19 protein-coding genes are annotated in these 15799 nt (G+C 63.4%); 8 read left to right on the forward strand and 11 right to left on the reverse strand.

The window, feature by feature from the left end:
* Nucleotides 1-6: 6 nt before the first annotated feature.
* The 5 genes from JN279_RS07330 to JN279_RS07350 form a co-directional block, all read right to left on the reverse strand.
* Complete coding sequence (locus JN279_RS07330; protein WP_095201216.1) at nucleotides 7-468, reverse strand: RidA family protein; 462 nt, start codon at nucleotides 466-468, stop codon at nucleotides 7-9.
* Nucleotides 469-538: 70 nt separating this feature from the next.
* Nucleotides 539-1333: an amino acid ABC transporter ATP-binding protein gene (locus JN279_RS07335; RefSeq protein WP_096458042.1), complete on the reverse strand. Its 795-nt coding sequence runs from the start codon at nucleotides 1331-1333 to the stop codon at nucleotides 539-541.
* Between the two features lie 4 nt (nucleotides 1334-1337).
* Entirely contained in the window at nucleotides 1338-1988 is a 651-nt protein-coding gene (locus tag JN279_RS07340) for an amino acid ABC transporter permease (protein WP_096451090.1), read from the reverse strand.
* A gap of 1 nt (nucleotide 1989) precedes the next feature.
* On the reverse strand, nucleotides 1990-2655 hold the full coding sequence (locus JN279_RS07345; protein ID WP_096451088.1) for an amino acid ABC transporter permease: 666 nt from the start codon (nucleotides 2653-2655) through the stop codon (nucleotides 1990-1992).
* 73 nt (nucleotides 2656-2728) lie between these two features.
* On the reverse strand, nucleotides 2729-3559 hold the full coding sequence (locus JN279_RS07350; RefSeq protein WP_171883346.1) for a transporter substrate-binding domain-containing protein: 831 nt from the start codon (nucleotides 3557-3559) through the stop codon (nucleotides 2729-2731).
* Nucleotides 3560-3728: 169 nt separating this feature from the next.
* Between JN279_RS07350 and JN279_RS07355 the strand changes: the two genes are divergently transcribed.
* Complete coding sequence (locus JN279_RS07355; protein WP_096451086.1) at nucleotides 3729-4517, forward strand: IclR family transcriptional regulator; 789 nt, start codon at nucleotides 3729-3731, stop codon at nucleotides 4515-4517.
* A 3-nt stretch (nucleotides 4518-4520) separates the two neighbouring features.
* Here the strand turns inward: JN279_RS07355 and JN279_RS07360 are convergent, their stop codons facing one another.
* Nucleotides 4521-4724: a YdcH family protein gene (locus JN279_RS07360; RefSeq protein WP_091578683.1), complete on the reverse strand. Its 204-nt coding sequence runs from the start codon at nucleotides 4722-4724 to the stop codon at nucleotides 4521-4523.
* 242 nt (nucleotides 4725-4966) lie between these two features.
* Between JN279_RS07360 and JN279_RS07365 the strand changes: the two genes are divergently transcribed.
* The 6 genes from JN279_RS07365 (at nucleotide 4967) to JN279_RS07390 (ending at nucleotide 9788) form a co-directional block, all read left to right on the forward strand.
* Entirely contained in the window at nucleotides 4967-5146 is a 180-nt protein-coding gene (locus JN279_RS07365) for a YdcH family protein (RefSeq protein WP_010911953.1), read from the forward strand.
* Nucleotides 5147-5463: 317 nt separating this feature from the next.
* Nucleotides 5464-6714: a flavodoxin-dependent (E)-4-hydroxy-3-methylbut-2-enyl-diphosphate synthase gene (ispG, locus tag JN279_RS07370; protein ID WP_096451084.1), complete on the forward strand. Its 1251-nt coding sequence runs from the start codon at nucleotides 5464-5466 to the stop codon at nucleotides 6712-6714.
* Between the two features lie 5 nt (nucleotides 6715-6719).
* Entirely contained in the window at nucleotides 6720-7574 is an 855-nt protein-coding gene (locus tag JN279_RS07375) for a lytic transglycosylase domain-containing protein (RefSeq protein WP_096451082.1), read from the forward strand.
* A gap of 24 nt (nucleotides 7575-7598) precedes the next feature.
* Nucleotides 7599-8150: a phosphotransferase-like protein gene (locus JN279_RS07380; RefSeq protein WP_096451080.1), complete on the forward strand. Its 552-nt coding sequence runs from the start codon at nucleotides 7599-7601 to the stop codon at nucleotides 8148-8150.
* A 56-nt stretch (nucleotides 8151-8206) separates the two neighbouring features.
* Complete coding sequence (locus tag JN279_RS07385) at nucleotides 8207-8959, forward strand: Stf0 family sulfotransferase (RefSeq protein ID WP_244734436.1); 753 nt, start codon at nucleotides 8207-8209, stop codon at nucleotides 8957-8959.
* Between the two features lie 88 nt (nucleotides 8960-9047).
* Nucleotides 9048-9788, forward strand: a complete 741-nt coding sequence (locus tag JN279_RS07390; protein WP_096451076.1) for a class I SAM-dependent methyltransferase — start codon at nucleotides 9048-9050, stop codon at nucleotides 9786-9788.
* Nucleotides 9789-9812: 24 nt separating this feature from the next.
* On the opposite strand, the gene JN279_RS07395 is transcribed toward JN279_RS07390, so the two are convergent.
* The 5 genes from JN279_RS07395 to JN279_RS07415 form a co-directional block, all read right to left on the reverse strand.
* Nucleotides 9813-12152 carry a response regulator gene (locus JN279_RS07395; RefSeq protein WP_096451074.1) on the reverse strand — a complete coding sequence of 780 codons (2340 nt, stop codon included), beginning with the start codon at nucleotides 12150-12152 and terminating at the stop codon, nucleotides 9813-9815.
* 135 nt (nucleotides 12153-12287) lie between these two features.
* Complete coding sequence (locus JN279_RS07400) at nucleotides 12288-12629, reverse strand: hypothetical protein (RefSeq protein ID WP_096451072.1); 342 nt, start codon at nucleotides 12627-12629, stop codon at nucleotides 12288-12290.
* A complete protein-coding gene (locus JN279_RS07405; protein WP_096451070.1) occupies nucleotides 12626-13516 on the reverse strand; it encodes an NAD(P)-dependent oxidoreductase in 891 nt (296 codons plus the stop codon). The genes JN279_RS07400 and JN279_RS07405 overlap by 4 nt, the downstream gene beginning before the upstream one ends.
* A complete protein-coding gene (locus JN279_RS07410; protein WP_096451068.1) occupies nucleotides 13513-14049 on the reverse strand; it encodes a gluconokinase in 537 nt (178 codons plus the stop codon). The genes JN279_RS07405 and JN279_RS07410 overlap by 4 nt, the downstream gene beginning before the upstream one ends.
* On the reverse strand, nucleotides 14018-14773 hold the full coding sequence (locus JN279_RS07415; protein ID WP_096451066.1) for an SDR family oxidoreductase: 756 nt from the start codon (nucleotides 14771-14773) through the stop codon (nucleotides 14018-14020). Before JN279_RS07415 ends, JN279_RS07410 begins: the two co-directional genes overlap by 32 nt.
* A 78-nt stretch (nucleotides 14774-14851) precedes the next feature.
* On the opposite strand from JN279_RS07415, the gene JN279_RS07420 reads away from it, so the two are divergent.
* Nucleotides 14852-15799 carry a 2-hydroxyacid dehydrogenase gene (locus tag JN279_RS07420; RefSeq protein WP_096451064.1) on the forward strand — a complete coding sequence of 316 codons (948 nt, stop codon included), beginning with the start codon at nucleotides 14852-14854 and terminating at the stop codon, nucleotides 15797-15799.

Here is a 15799-nt window from a genome sequence, read left to right on the forward strand (position 1 = left end):
GGCAGGTCAGGCGGCGATCTCGACGACCGCTTCGATTTCGACAGTGATGTTACCAGGCAGCGAGCCGACGCCGATCGCCGAGCGGGCATGGCCGCCAATATCAGCGAACACATCGGCGAACAGGTCCGAACAGCCATTGACCACTTTCGGGTGGTCGCTGAAGGTCGGCGTCGCGTTGACGAAGCCGAGCAGCTTGACGACGCGCACGATGCGGCCAAGATCGCCGGCGGCGGCATGCATGACGGCCAGCAGGTTGAGCCCGGTCAGGCGGGCATGCTCGTAAGCCTGCTCGACGGTGACATCCTCGCCGACCTTGCCCGTGCAAAGCGTGCCGTCGGCGCGTAGCGGCCCCTGTCCGGACAGGAAGATCAATCGCCCGCTCTCGGCATGGGTGACGAAGTTGGCGATGGGCGTCGGCGGCTCGGGCAACGTCAGGCCGAGTTCGGCGAGCCGGATGTAAGGTGTCATGGAAGAAGGCTCCCTTGGATGGCTTCAGCCATCCGATATTCAAAAAATGGGCGGCGTCGGCCGTCCAATGTCAAAAATGCGAGGCGCGGAAGCGCGCCAGGAAGGTGCGGAGGCGCTCGTTGCTGGTCTCCGCCGCGAGGATCTCCTTGGGCGGGCCGACGGCGCTGACGCCGCCATCGGCCATGAAGACTATGCGGCTCGAAGCGTCGCGGGCAAAGGCCATTTCGTGCGTCACCATCAGCATGGTCATGCCGTCCTCGGCGAGGCTGCGCACCACGGCCAGCACCTCGCCGACCAGTTCGGGGTCGAGCGCCGAGGTGATCTCGTCGAGCAGAAGGATCTTTGGTTCCATCGCCACGGCGCGCGCGATGCCGACGCGCTGCTGCTGGCCGCCTGAGAGTTCGGCCGGCAGGCTGTCGGCCTTGTGGGCAAGGCCGACGCGGCCGAGCCAGTGTTCGGCGGCCTGGCGCGCCTCGGCCTCGCTCTTTCCGCGCACCTTGGTAAGGCCAAGCATGATGTTGCCGGCCGCCGTCAGATGCGGAAACAGGTTGAAGCTCTGGAACACCATGCCGGTTTCGGCGCGCATACTGGCCAAGTCGCGCTCGCTGCGGCGCTGGCGCGTTCCGGCTGAGAGATAGCCGACCTCCTTGCCGTCGATGCGGATCGAGCCTGAGTCATAGCTTTCGAGGAAGTTGACGCAGCGCAGCAGCGTGGTCTTGCCGCTGCCCGAGGGGCCGATGACGGTCACCACCTCGCCGCGGTTCACCTGAAGGCTAACGGAACGCAGCACCTCGACGGAGCCGAAGGCCTTGGAGACATCGCGCACGTCGAGCAGCGCGGGACTGGCATTTGCAGCGTCGGACATCATGCTATTCCCGAATGAAAGAAAAACGCCGCTCGAGCCGCCGGGCGGCGAGCGAGAGCGCGTAATTGACCGCGAAATAGATGAGCGCGCCGAGGATATAGAGCGGCATCGCCTCATAGGTGCGGCCGATGACCTGGTTGATGGCCTGCATCAAATCGGTGATGCCGAGCAGCGACACCAGCGCGCTGCCCTTGACCGCGTCGGTGACGCCGTTGATCCAGGGCGGCAGGAAGCGCCTGAAGGCCTGCGGAAAGATGACGTAGGTGAGGCGCTGGCGGAAGGTCAGCCCGATCGCCATCGCGGCCTCGGATTGGCCTTTCGGGATCGAGGCGACCGCGCCCCTGAGATATTCGATGACCTGCGCCGTCTTGAACAGGGTCAGCGCCAGCACGGCGGCCCAGAAGGACGGCAGATGCAGTCCGACAGCCGGCAGACCGTAATAGACGAAGAACATCAAGACCAGGATCGGAATGCCGCGAATGGTGTCACTGAAGATGCGCACCGCCCAGCGCAACGGGGCGGGGCCATAGACCAGGCCGACTCCCAGCAGGACGCCGGCGACGAGCGACAGGGTGACGACCAGAAGCGACACCCAAAGGGTCACGGCGAAGCCTTTGGCGAGGAAGGGCAGGGCGTAGAGGATCTGGCTTGCCATGTCAGCGCGCCGCCCTGAACCGGCGCTCGACGAGCCTCAGCCCGAAAAGCAGGATGTAGCCGGTCAGCAGATACATCGCCGTCGTCACCAGATAGACCTCGACGATGCGGAAGGTGTTGAAGTTGATCCACTGGGCGCCGAAGGTGAGTTCGGGCACCGAAATGACCGAGGCGATCGAGGTGTCCTTGAACAGCGAGATGAAGGTGTTGGACAGCGCCGGCAGCGTGATGCGCAGCATGGTCGGCAGGCGCACATGGATCAGCCTTTGCCAGGGCGTCAGTCCGATCGCCTTGCCGGCATCCAGCTGCCCGCGGGGAACGGCTTCGAGACCCGAGCGAAACACCTCGACCAGATAGGCACCGCTATAGACCGACAGCGTCAGGACGAAAGAGGTCGGCGCGCTGTAGGCCAGGTCGACCACGGTCGGCAGGCCGTAGAAGACGAGATAGACGAGCAGGATCAGCGGTACGTTGCGGATGAATTCGACATAGGCGGCGATGATCGCCCGAACGGCGCGCCCGGCCGAGACATACCAGACCGCGAGCACCAGGCCGATGACGGTGCCGATGGCGATCGAGATCACCGCAAGCTCGAGGCTGAGCAGCAGACCGCCCCACAGCTTGTCGAAATGCCGCCAGATCAGGTTGAAATTCAGGGCATAGCCCATGCATCCGCCTCGGTGTGAAGGGCGTCGAATGGATTGCGGAAGGGCTGGAATGCCACCCTTCCGCAAATCGGGATCAGATCACCGGGAAGCCGGGGTGGCGGGCCGGCGGTTCCTGGCCGAAATAATCCTTGAAGGCGGCATCATAGAGCGCCGATTCATGGCCGAACATGGCGATGGTGAAGGTCTGGTTGACGAAGGTCAGCCAGTCGAGATCGCCTTGCCGCAAGGCGGCGCCGTAGAGCATCGAATACCAGCTCTTGCCGGCGTCGAAATATTTGTCCGGATTGCGCGAGGCAAGCCAGCGCACGGTGGACAGATCGACGGCGGCCGCGTCGGCGCGCTTGGATTCCAGCGCTTGCAGCACATTGGCCTGGGTGTCGATCTGCAGCACCTGCGCCTGTGGCAAGGCATAGTGGACGGAGCTTTCGGCATCGACATTCTGCAGGATGGAAATGCGCGTCGCCGAACCGCCGGCAAGCAGCTTGTCGAAGGTCTTGTTCTCGGCGGTGGGCAGTGTCAGCAAGGCAACGCCTTCGACATAGTAGGGCCGGGTGAAGTTGATCAGCTGCGAACGCTGCGCCGTCATCGTCATGAACTGGATGGTGATGTCGACCTTGTTGGTGGTGACATTGGGGATGCGCTGCGCCGGATCCTGCATGACGAACTCGACCTTGGTCGGATCGTCGAACAGGCCCTTGGCCAGGATGCGCCCCATGGTGATATCCATGCCGACCAGTTCGCCGGCATCGTTCTCGAAATGCCACGGCGCGTTGGTGCTGCCGGTGCCGACGATCAGCTTGCCGCGGTCGAGCACGGTGCGCAGCAGGCTGTCGGATGCGGCCTGGGCGGCGGCCTTCTGCGCATCGACGGTTGCCAGCACGCCGGCGGTGGCCAGTCCCGCCATTCCCAATTTCAGAAAATCACGTCTTCCGGATGTGTCGTTCACGGCGACCTCCTTTCGTGTTGTGTTCCCCATGCACAGGAAAAGACACGTCGATGAATATCGAAAGATTGTCTCTTACAAGAGACGCATGTATCCTGTACAAGACAGATACTAGCACCAGGAATCGACAATGCAAGATGGCAATGCCTTGGCCGCTTCGGCCGACGAAAAGACGACCGCCTCCCGCGAGAAGGGCCTCAACCGGGTGCTCGAGATCCTGGACTTTCTGCACACGACGCAGCGGGCGATCGGCATTGGCGACCTTGCCAAGGGGGTGAACGCGCCGCGCTCGACGACCTACACGCTGGTGCGGTCGCTGGTCGATGCCGGCCTGCTGGAAATGGCGGGCGACGGCAACCGCGTCTATTTCGGCAAGAAGCTCTATCTCTATGGAATGGATTATGTGCGCGGCAACGATCTGCTGCGGCGCGGGCGCCAGGAGGTCGACCATCTGTCACGCGAGACCGGCGAGACCTCGGAATTGTGCATGCTGCAGAGCGGCCGCTACACCATCGTCCATTCCAGCCCCGGCACCAGGCCGTTCCGTATCAGTTCCGCCACCGGTCTGCAGATACCGCTGCCCTGGACTGCATCCGGCCGGCTGCTTCTGGCGGGGCTGGAGCGGCCTGAGATCGAAGCCATGGTGTCGGAAGACGATCTCGTGCTGCCCGACGGCCGCAAGCTGCGGCTCGACGACTTCATCGCCGACATCGCCAAGGCTGGGGTGACCGGCTATTGCGTGACCTCGGGGCTGGTCGATGCCTACACGAAATGTCTTGCCGTGCCGGTCTTTTCAGCGCCGGGCAAGGTCGAGGCGACGATGTGCCTGGTGGTTCCCATCGACACGTCCGAGGAACGGACTAGCCGCCTCATCGGCCTGCTGCGCGATCGCGCCGGCAGGCTGTCGATCGGCGGATAGGCGCTAAGCGATGATGTCTGGAATGATCTTGTCTTCCAGCGCCATCAGCCGGTCCTTGAGCACCAGCTTCTTCTTTTTCATGCGCTGGATCTGCAGCGGGTCGCAATTGGTGGCGATCATCGCGTTGATCGCCGCATCGAAATCGGCGTGTTCCTGCTTCAGCCGGGAAAATTCGAGGCGAATATCGGCCTGTTCCTGATCGGACATTCTCTACCGTCTGCACGTCTGCGGCGCCCAAAAGCTGGGCCTGATTGGGCGGGGGCGGCAATTTCTGCCACCGGCGCGCTGCCCATATCACATTTCACATTGTCGTGGAATGCTACCACGCAGCATTCGACATCGCATTCGGAAGGTGGCAAAGTGTCATTGTGCCGTCACAGAAGCGAGCCTGCGGTGGACGCGCCTTTTGGCGGCAGCAATCGAGGAAACCATGAAAGGGAGAACCAATCATGTCTCTTGCTTCCCATCTTGATGAGTTGCAGCGGAAACACGGCGACATCGAACGCGAGATCGATGACGCGATGAACCACCCGTCGGTGGACGACCTCGAAATCGTGAATCTCAAGCGACGCAAGCTGGCACTCAAGGATGCGATTGAGAAACTGAAGGCGCAACCGACCACGCATTGATGCCCGACTGACATAGCCGCCACTATGCGGTCTTCTTGCCGGCGGCAATCGCCGCCGGTGTGTTGGGTTTTGATTTTCAGCGCTACGTCATAAGCCGCAGCTAATATTCCTCAGGTCCATTTTGCACCTCGGCCATCGCCGGGTCGTGCTCTGTTTCATGCCCTCGGCCGGATCAATTGCTGCCAGTGGCGACCTGTCGCCATTGACAAGCCATGTTTGCTCCTCCACCTCATGCCCGGACTTCAGCGCATCGGCCCCGGGGCGTGCTTGCGCGTCCAAATGGACGCGCAAGGCCCCAGAGACAAAAGGCTGCCGGCATGACCGGATATTTTTCCTTTCCCTTCCCCCGCCGCACCTCGGTCGGCGTCGACGTCGGCGGCGTGGTCGTCGGCGGCGGCGCTCCGGTTGTCGTGCAGTCGATGACCAACACCGACACCGCCGACATCGACCAGACGGTCGCGCAGGTCGCGGCACTTCACCGCGCCGGCTCCGAGATCGTGCGCATCACCGTCGACCGCGACGAGAGCGCCGCCGCCGTGCCGCGCATTCATGAGCGGCTTCAGCGGCTCGGCATCAATGTGCCGCTGGTCGGCGACTTCCACTATATCGGCCATAAGCTTCTGGCCGACCATCCGGCCTGCGCCGAGGCGCTGGCCAAGTACCGCATCAATCCCGGCAATGTCGGCTTCAAGGACAAGAAGGACCGGCAGTTCACCGATATCGTCGAAATGGCGATCAAGCACGACAAGCCGGTGCGCATCGGCGTCAACTGGGGCTCGCTCGACCAGGAGCTTCTGACCCGGCTGATGGACGACAACCAGGACAAGGGTTTTCCGCTGACGGCGCAGGAAGTGACGCGCGAGGCGATCGTGCAGTCGGCGATCCTGTCGGCCGAGATGGCCGAAGAGATCGGCCTTGGCCGCGACAAGATCATCCTGTCGGCCAAGGTCAGCGGCGTGCAGGACCTGATCGCAGTCTATACCGAGCTTGCCGCCCGCTCCGACCATGCGCTGCATCTCGGCCTCACCGAGGCCGGCATGGGTTCGAAAGGCATCGTTGCCTCGTCCGCCGCCATGGGCATCCTGTTGCAGCAAGGCATTGGCGACACCATCCGCATCTCGCTGACGCCGGAGCCGAATGGCGACCGCACGCGCGAGGTGCAGGTGTCGCAGGAACTGCTGCAGACCATGGGTTTCAGGCAGTTCGTGCCGATCGTCGCCGCTTGCCCCGGCTGCGGCCGCACGACCTCAACCGTGTTCCAGGAGCTCGCCCAAAACATCCAGGCGGATCTGCGTAAGAACATGCCGGTGTGGCGCGAAAAATACCCCGGCGTCGAGAATCTCAAGGTAGCGGTGATGGGGTGCATCGTCAACGGACCGGGTGAGTCCAAGCATGCCGATATCGGCATTTCGCTGCCCGGCACCGGCGAGACGCCGACGGCCCCCGTCTTCGTCGACGGCAAGAAGGCGGCAACGCTGCGCGGACCGTCGATCGCAGCGGATTTCGAGAAAATGGTCGCCGACTACATCGAGCAACGGTTCGGTCGCGGCAAGGCCGCGGCCGAGTAGCCGCGATGCAGCGTTTCCTCTTGGCAACGCTGATTTTGCTTTGCGGGCTGGCCTGGTCGACACTCGTTCAGGCCGACCCACCGCAATCGGCCAAGCAGCGGCTGATCGACAAGGTCTGCAACCTGATCCAGGCGCATGCCGACCAGAACGGCCTGCCCCGGGATTTCTTCGCCAGGCTGATCTGGAAGGAAAGCCGTTTCGATCCCAATGCTGTCAGCCCTGTCGGCGCCGAAGGCATCGCCCAGTTCATGCCGGGCACCGCCAAGATGCGGGGGCTCGAAAACTCCTTCGACATCAACCAGGCGATCCCGGCCTCGGCTAGATATCTCGCTGAGATGAAAACCAGCTACGGCAATCTCGGCCTGGCGGCGGCCGCCTACAATGCCGGCGAAAGCCGGGTGTCGCGCTGGCTGGGCTCGGGCGGCTTCCTGCCGATGGAGACCGAGAGCTACGTCTTCGATGTTATGGGCGAGCCGGTCGACAAGTTCACTGACCCCGCCTATGCCGGAAAGATCGAGCCGCTCGATGCCAAGACGGATTTTGCCGTCGCCTGCCGCAAACTGCCTGTCATCATGTCGCAGACCGTTGCGATGGCTTCGATCAACGTCAAACCCTGGGGCGTACAGGTGGCCGGCAATTTCCGCCGCAGTGCGGCAGTCAGCCAGTGGCTCAGGGTGAGGAGCCGGTTTCCAGCGCTGCTCGCCGGCCATGACCCCGTGGTCAGCCGGGTGCGCACGCCGATCGGCCGGCGTGGCATCTATGCGGTCAGGATCGGGATCGACGATCGTGCCGCCGCCAATGTCATTTGCCAGAAATTACAGAGTGTAGGTGGGGCCTGCGTGGTAGTGCGCAACCGGTAGTCCGATCCGAGAGGGCGTTTGACCATGACAGCCAGGATCATTGTCCTCAATGGTGTCGGCAGTGCCGGCAAAAGCTCGATCGCCAAGGCGTTGCAGACAATAACCGCCGCGCCGTTCCTGCATGTCCAGATGGACAGTTTTCTCGAAATGCTGCCCGATGCCTTGCAGGACCATGCCGCTGGTTTTTCCTACGAGCCCGTTCAACAGGACGGCAAGCCCGCAGTCGTGATCAGGGTCGGACCGGTGGGCGAAAAAACCCTGCGCGGCATGCGCCACGCCGTTGCCGCCATGGCCGGACAAGGCAACGACCTGATCGTCGACGACGTGCTGTGCAACGGCGAACTATCGGACTATGTCGAGCTGCTGTCGGCCTTCGATCTCCATCTGGTCGGCGTCATGGCGCCGCTAGAGGTTCTGGAGGCCCGCGAAGCCCGGCGGCCCGACAGACTGCCGGGGCTGGCGCGCTGGCAATATGGGCGCGTGCATGTGGGGATGAGTTACGACCTCGAAGTCGACACCAGCCTGCTCACGCCGTTGGAGTGCGCCCGTCGCATCCAGCAACGATTTCAATTATAGGCGGCGGTGGATCGGCCGGGGGTGCCCTGCCTGCGATGAATGACGAGGGCAGCGGGATGTTCGACGCCTACATTATCTGCGGCACGCCGAGAACCGGCAGCACGTTGCTGTGCAAGCTCCTGGCCTCCACCGGGACATCAGGCGATCCGCACTCCTTCTATCGGCGGCAGGACCTGTCGGAGTGGGCTGAGGAGTGGAAACTGCCAGCCCGCGAGACTATGGGCGAGCTTGAATCCGAGATTGCCTATCTCAACGCGGCGATCACCGCCGGAAAGGGCGGCACAGGCATTTTCGGCCTGCGCCTGATGCGCGAAAACCTGGATGAACTTTCGGCGATCCTCGATCGAATTTTCCCAGGGCTGGCGTCAGACACAGCGCGTTTCGAAAGGGCCTTTGGCCGCACCCTCTACATCCACCTGTCGCGCGAGAACAAGCTTGCGCAGGCGATCTCGCTGATCAAGGCGCAGCAGACCGGTCTTTGGCACATCGCGCCTGATGGCACCGAGATCGAAAGGGTCGCGCCGGCGCAAGAACCCCACTATGATTTCGAGCGGATCAAGGGTGAGCTTGCTGAACTCGAAGCCTATGACACGGCCTGGAACATCTGGTTCGCGGCGCAAGGCCTGACGCCGTTGCGCATTGGCTATGAGCGGCTTTCCGCTGATCCGGCGGCGACCTTGCTGGCTATTTGCGAAACTCTTGGCGTTCAGCCGCCAAATGCCAATGACATCCGGCCGGGCGTTGCAAAGCTCGCCGACGAGACAAGCCTCGACTGGATGCGCCGCTATCGTCTGGACGCGGCAGGCTGAGTATGGGGGCCGAGCAAAGCCGCAACGTCCTCGGCGGCGTGAATTGTGCCTGTCGGGCATGGCAAGCATTTGAGCTATAGGCGGCGACATGACCGATCTGATCTACAATGATCCCGACTTCGTTCAGTTCTACGACATCGAGAATCAGGATGGCCGCGCCGATTTCGACTGTTGCATTCGTCTTGCCAGGGAGGGCGGCTCGGTCCTCGATCTTGGTTGCGGCACGGGTCAACTGGCTGCCGAAATGGCTGACCGCTGCAGCGTCACCGGTGTCGATCCCGCATCGGCCATGCTCGACGTCGCGCGACACAGGAGCGGCGGGGACAAGGTCGACTGGGTTGTCGGCGACGCGCGAACGGTGCGGCTCGGAAGACGGTTCGATCTGGTGCTGCTGACCGGTCACGCGTTCCAGGTTTTCCTGACCGAAGAGGATCAGCGGGCGGTGCTGCGTACCATCGCCGAACACCTCGCTCGCGATGGGCGCTTCATCTTCGACACGCGAAATCCCGCCGTGGCGGCGTGGCTGGAATGGACGCCGCAGCGCTCCGAAAGAATGGTGAAGCATCCCAGGCTTGGCACGGTCAGGGCATGGTATGATGCCGACTGGGATGCCGCCAGTGCGGTGGTCACCTATTCGACCTTCTATGAAATTCCCGGCGGCAGGCCAATTCTGGGCGCCGAATCGAAAATCGCGTTTCCAAACAGGGAAGATCTTGCCGGGATGCTGGATGACGCCGGCCTGCTAGTGGAGCAATGGTTCGGCGACTGGCAAGGCGAATCCTATGCGGACACCTCTCCGGAAATCATACCGATCGGTCGACTGGGCTGATCTGGCAGCCTGACGGGCTATATCTCACGCCGTCTTGGCCACCACCGTCTCGCTGAGCCAGGTGCCGATTTTCGTCCCCAGGCGGTCGGGCGAAACCGGCTTGGGGAGATAATCGTCCATGCCGGCCTCGACGCACTTGTCGCGATCGCCCTTGAGCGCGTGCGCGGTGACGCCGATGATCGGGATGTGACCGCCCGACGAGGTCTCGATCGTCCGGATGGCGCGGGTCGCCTCATAGCCGTTCATTTCAGGCATCGAGACATCCATCAGGATCAGTTTCGGATGCAGCGACCGGTACATCTCGACCGCGGTGCGGCCGTTGCCGGCGATGCGGTAGCTCAGACCGAGCCCGTTGAGGATCTGGCCGAACACCAGCTGGTTCACCTCGTTGTCCTCCGCAATGAGGATGTCGATCGGACCGTTCGGTGTGACGGCCGATTCCGGCGCGGTGGCGACCGGTATTGCGGGGCCGCGGATGACGGTGAAGGCCGGTGGAGCCGGCTGCGGCATTGGCTGGACCGGCTCACGGATGAACTGCGCCTTGCCGACCTGCGAACGGGCCTTCTGGATGACCGAGATGACCGTACCGAGCAGCACCGCTGAGCGCGCCGGCTTGGTCAGGTGCGCGGCAATGCCGAAGTCGATGATCATCTTGCCGAAATCGACCTGGTCGACCGAGGTCAGGATGACGATCGGGATGGCCGACAGCCGGCTGTCGGCGGCGATGGCCCGGGCGACATCGGCGCCGTTCATGCCGGGCATCTGGTAGTCGAGGATGATGCAGTCGACGCTGGCGCCCAGCTGGCAGGCGCGATCGAGGAAGGCGAGCCCCACCGCGCCGCTTTCGGCGGCGGCGCAGTCGAAACTCCAGCTTCTGAGCTGCTCGAGCAGGATTTCGCGGTTGACGGGATTGTCGTCAATGACCAGCACGCGCGCGCCGGTGACGTCCACCGGCACGATCGCGTCGCGGGCCTCGGCATGATGCACGGGCAGCGGCACCGCAAACCAGAAGACGGAGCCGCGCCCGATCTCGCTCTCGACCCCGATCTTGCCGGCCATCAGGTCGACGAGGCGGGCGGCGATGGCAAGCCCAAGGCCGGTGCCTTCGTGACGGCGTGTCGAGGAGCCGTCGACCTGGGCGAATTTCTCGAACACGTTCTGCAGTTTCTCGGCCGGGATGCCGATGCCGGTGTCCTCGACGCGCAGCCTGAGCTGGACGACATCGTTGACGGTCTCGCCGCCGACATCGATCAGCACATGGCCCTTCTCGGTGAACTTCACCGCATTGCCGACCAGGTTGGTGACGATCTGCCGGAAGCGGCCGGCGTCGCCGACGACATGGGCCGGCAGCCGCGGATCGACACGCACGATCAGTTCAAGATTCTTTTCGGCGACGCGTGCCGAGACCAGCGTCGCCACGTCCTCGACCGCTTCGGTGAGGCGGAAAGGAGCGGGGTCCAGGGTGAGCTGTCCGGCATTGATCTTGGAGAAATCGAGGATGTCGTTGATGATGGTGAGCAGCGCATTGCCGGATTTGACGATGACGTCAGTGAAGGTCTTCTGGCGCGGGGTCAGTTCGGTCTTGGCCAAGAGTTCGGCCATGCCGAGCACGCCGTTCATCGGCGTGCGGATCTCGTGGCTCATATTGGCCAGGAATTCGGATTTGGCGCGATCGGCGGCCTCGGCCTTGAACAGGGACTCGGCCGATTGGGCAAAGGCGCGGCGGATCGCCTGCTCCATCGGCCGGAAGATCCAGAAGGCGACGATGGCCAGGACGCCGAACAACAGGCCGCTCGCCCACAACAGCAACCGGTCACTGGATGCGTCGGCCAAATGGCGCTCTTCATCCATGGCGGTGCGGACACGGACCAGCATCGGCTGCACAAACAGATCGTTCTGGTTGCGGATCTCGCGATAGCTCCATTCATCGGCCTTTTGCGCCATCGACATCAGGTTGAAATTGCGCACCATATCGTGCGCCGACCAGAACAGGTCGCCGTTGACCGAGGCGGTTTCCAGTTCGTTGATGGTCTTGGCCGACAGGCGCGAGCGCAGCGCGGCGAACTGGGCGGTCAGCGTGTCGATCTCGCTGGTCAGACGTTCGGAATGGTCGCGCGCCGATGCGGTCAGCGCGTCGCGCGTTTCGTTTCGCCAGGCGGAGCCCGTCGTCTCGGCGAAGCTGGTCGCGTTGCGCAGGTCGCGGGTGAAGACGACGAGATTGCTGCTCAGCGCATCAACCTCATGACGGAAGGAATTGACACGGTTGAGCGCAAACATGATGGCCGTGGAAGCCAGCGCGAAAATCAGCAATCCTGAAAGATAGCGAATCCGGACAAACCGGATGAAGGAAGAATATTCCGGCATGCGCAACCCCAACACATACGCATTATTTTAACGACCGGGATTACGCTTCATTTACATTAAGATTTCGTTGGCGTGCCTGTCCGATTGCTGACACGGCCCGCCAGGAAGCGAACCGGGCCGGAACCGGCGATGCCACTACGCTGCGGCCAGAGGGAATTCGTTGGCGATCGTGACGTGATGGTGGATGCGGCCCTCGAAATATCTGGCCAGGACCGCTTCGGTCGCGGCGCGCGATTCAGCGCGGACGGGGCTGGCAAGGGCTGCATCGACGGCCGCCATGTCGCGGTAGTTGATCGCCAGGATCAGCGGGAATTCCGGCGCGCCGTCGTCACGCTTTTCGGCGAAGCTGACGCGCACGTCGAGCGCGCCGGGAAACGCCTTCCACTTCGGCAGTACGGTGTCGAGGACAGCTTGGCGGAATGCCGCGGTCTGCCCGTCCTTCACCTTGCCTTCAAACAGCGCATAGCGCGTGATCATGTCCGGTTCTCCTGGTCGTCGTTGCGTCGGAAAAATTCCATCAATGCGGCCTGGTCCTCGCCGCCCAGTCCGGCAGCCGTCAGCAGCCTGTGCACTTCGGCGCAGACGGCCGTCAGCGGCATCGCCGTATGCGTGCGTCGCGCCAGATCCTGCGCGGCATCCAGGTCCTTCACCATATTGTCGATGCGGCCCGTGCGCCGGTAGTCACGGGTGGCGAAGCGCGGCAGGTATTCCTGCAGGATGGCGCTGTCGGCGCGCCCGCCCTTCAACGCCTGGGGGATCTTCAGCACGTCGACGCCGGCATCCAGCGCCAGCCGCGTCGCCTCCGCCACGGCCATGAAGTTCAGCGCGCACAGCACCTGGTTGATCAGCTTGGTCGTCTGGCCGGTGCCGGCCGGGCCCATATGGGTGTAATTGGCCGCGACGTCGCGCAGCACCTTGTGGGCGTCCGCGACGTCCTCGGCCTCGCCGCCGGCCATCAGTGTCAATTCACCGGTCAGCGCCTTCGGCGCGCCGCCCGAGAGCGGGCTGTCGACCCAGCGCAGACCCTTCTCGCTTGCGTCGGCGGCGAGCTGGCGCGTCGCATCGGGGTCGATGGACGACATGTCGATGATCAGCGTGCCAGGCTTCGCTCCAGCCGTCACGCCGCCGTCACCGAACACTGCGCGGCGCACGATCGCCGCCGAATTGAGGCTGAGGATGACATAATCGGACGCACCGGCGGCCTCGGCCGCGCTCGCCATGGCGGTCGCGCCCCTGGCGACCAGCGCCTCGACCTTGACCTTGTCGAGATCGAACACGGCGAGGCGATTGCCGGTGGCGAGCAGGCGCTCGCCGATCGCCCCGCCCATGGCGCCGGCGCCAATCAATGCGACTTTGTTGGTCATGACGGCCGCTCCTCGAATTTCGTTGTTATGTCCGCGACAATCTCCTGGAGCGGCGCGTCGATAACCACACTGATTGCATTCTCGTCCTTGCCCGGTATCTCCAGCGTCGCGAACTGGCTGTCGAGCAGGCTTGTCGGCATGAAGTGGCCGGTGCGTTCGCGCATGCGTCGAAAAATCAGTTCGTGCGAACCGTCGAGATAGATGAACAGCACGGGCGCTCCGGTCTGTTCGGTGATGAAATCGCGATAGGCGCGCTTCAACGCCGAGCAGCCGACGATGATGGGTATCGTGCCTGGCCTCAGGGTTTCGCCGACCCTTGCCAGCCACGGCCACCTGTCGGCGTCGACAAGCGGAATGCCGGCGCTCATCTTGGCGATGTTGGCCTCCGGATGCAGCTGGTCGCCATCGACATAGGTCGCCGAGATCGCGCGAGCCAGCGCTTCGCCGATCGTTGTCTTGCCCGACCCCGCAACGCCCATGATGATCATGCGGCGCGGCGGATCAGATCGACGCTGTGATGCCGCCATCGACATAGAGGACATGTCCGTTGACAAAGGACGAGGCGTCGGAGGCGAGGAAGACGCAGGCCCCGACCAGTTCTTCGACCTTGCCCCAGCGGCCGGCCGGTGTGCGCTTTTGGAGCCATGCGCTGAAGTCAGGGTCGGCGACAAGGGCAGCATTGAGCGGTGTGTCGAAATAGCCCGGTGCAATGGCGTTGCATTGCAGACCATGTTTGGCCCAGTCGGTCGCCATGCCCTTGGTCAGGTTGCCGACCGCGCCTTTGGTCGCGGTGTAGGGTGCGATGCCCGGGCGGGCGAGCGCGGTCTGCACACTGGCGATGTTGATGATCTTGCCGCGGCCGCGGCCGATCATGTGGCGTCCGACCGCCTGGCCGACATGGAAGACACTGGCGACATTGGTCTGCAGCAAGCGCTCGAACGCATCGGCGGGAAAATCTTCGAGCGGCGCGCGAAACTGCATGCCGGCATTGTTCACCAGTATGTCGATCTGCCCGCCGGAGAGCTCGAAACCGTCAATGGCGGAGCGCACCGATGCATGGTCGGTTGCGTCGAAGACGAGTGTTCGCGCCCCTGCTATCCGTGCCGCCGCCGCGGCGAGCTTTGCTTCGTCGCGGCCATTGAGGACCACCCTGGCGCCGGCTTCGGCCAAGCCCTTGGCCAACGCAAAGCCGATGCCCTGGGAGGAGCCGGTAACGAGCGCCGTGCGCCCCGTGAGATCGAACAGAGTGGACGACATTTTCCCGATTGCCTCTCGTCGTTGAATGTTGTTATGTTATCGATAACATTGCTGTCAAGTCAATTGGAGCGAAAACCGATGCAGCGGCCTCACATCCTTCAGATTGGACCTTATCCAGCGTGGGACGAGGAGCCACTCAACCAGGCCTTCATTGTCCACCGTTATTTCGATGCAGCCGACAAGCCGTCCTTCCTCGCCGAGGTTGGGCCGCGCATACGCGCCATCGCCACGCGCGGCGAACTCGGCGCCAGCCGGCCCATGATCGCGGCCTGTCCTTCGCTCGAGGTCGTGAGCGTCTATGGCGTCGGTTTCGACGCGGTGGACCTCGCGGCCTGCCGGGAACGGGGCGTGCGTGTCACCAACACGCCCGATGTGCTGACCGGCGATGTCGCCGATCTCGGGATCGCCATGATGCTCGCCCTCTCGCGCGGCGTGGTCGGGGCGCAGCGTTGGGTGCACGACGGCAGTTGGGCGGCCAAGGGGCTCTACCCGCTGCAGCGCCGCGTCTGGGGGCGGCGGGCCGGCGTGCTCGGTCTTGGCCGCATCGGCCACGAAGTGGCCAAACGCCTCGCCGGCTTCGGCATGGACATTGCCTACTGCGGCCCGACACGCAAGGATTTCGCGTCGAACTGGGAGTTCATCGCCGATCCGGTCAGGCTGGCCGAGCGTTCGGATTTCCTGTTCGTGACGCTTGCCGCGTCGCCCGCGACGCGCCACATCGTCAATAAGGATGTGATCGCCGCACTTGGCGAGGAAGGCATGCTGATCAACATTTCGCGCGCTTCCAATATTGATGAGGATGCGCTGCTCGACGCGCTCGAGAAGAAGACGCTTGGTTGCGCCGCGCTCGACGTCTTCGAAGGCGAGCCGAAGCTCAATCCACGTTTCCTGGCGCTCGACAATGTGCTGCTGCAGCCGCACCATGCGTCGGGCACGGTCGAAACGCGCAAGGCGATGGGCAAGCTTGTGCGCGACAACCTCGCCGCCCATTTTGCCGGCCAGCCGCTGCTCACGCCGGTGCTGTAA

The sequence above is a fragment of the Mesorhizobium sp. 113-1-2 genome (assembly GCF_016756475.1).
Classification (GTDB): Bacteria; Pseudomonadota; Alphaproteobacteria; order Rhizobiales; family Rhizobiaceae; genus Mesorhizobium; species Mesorhizobium loti_C.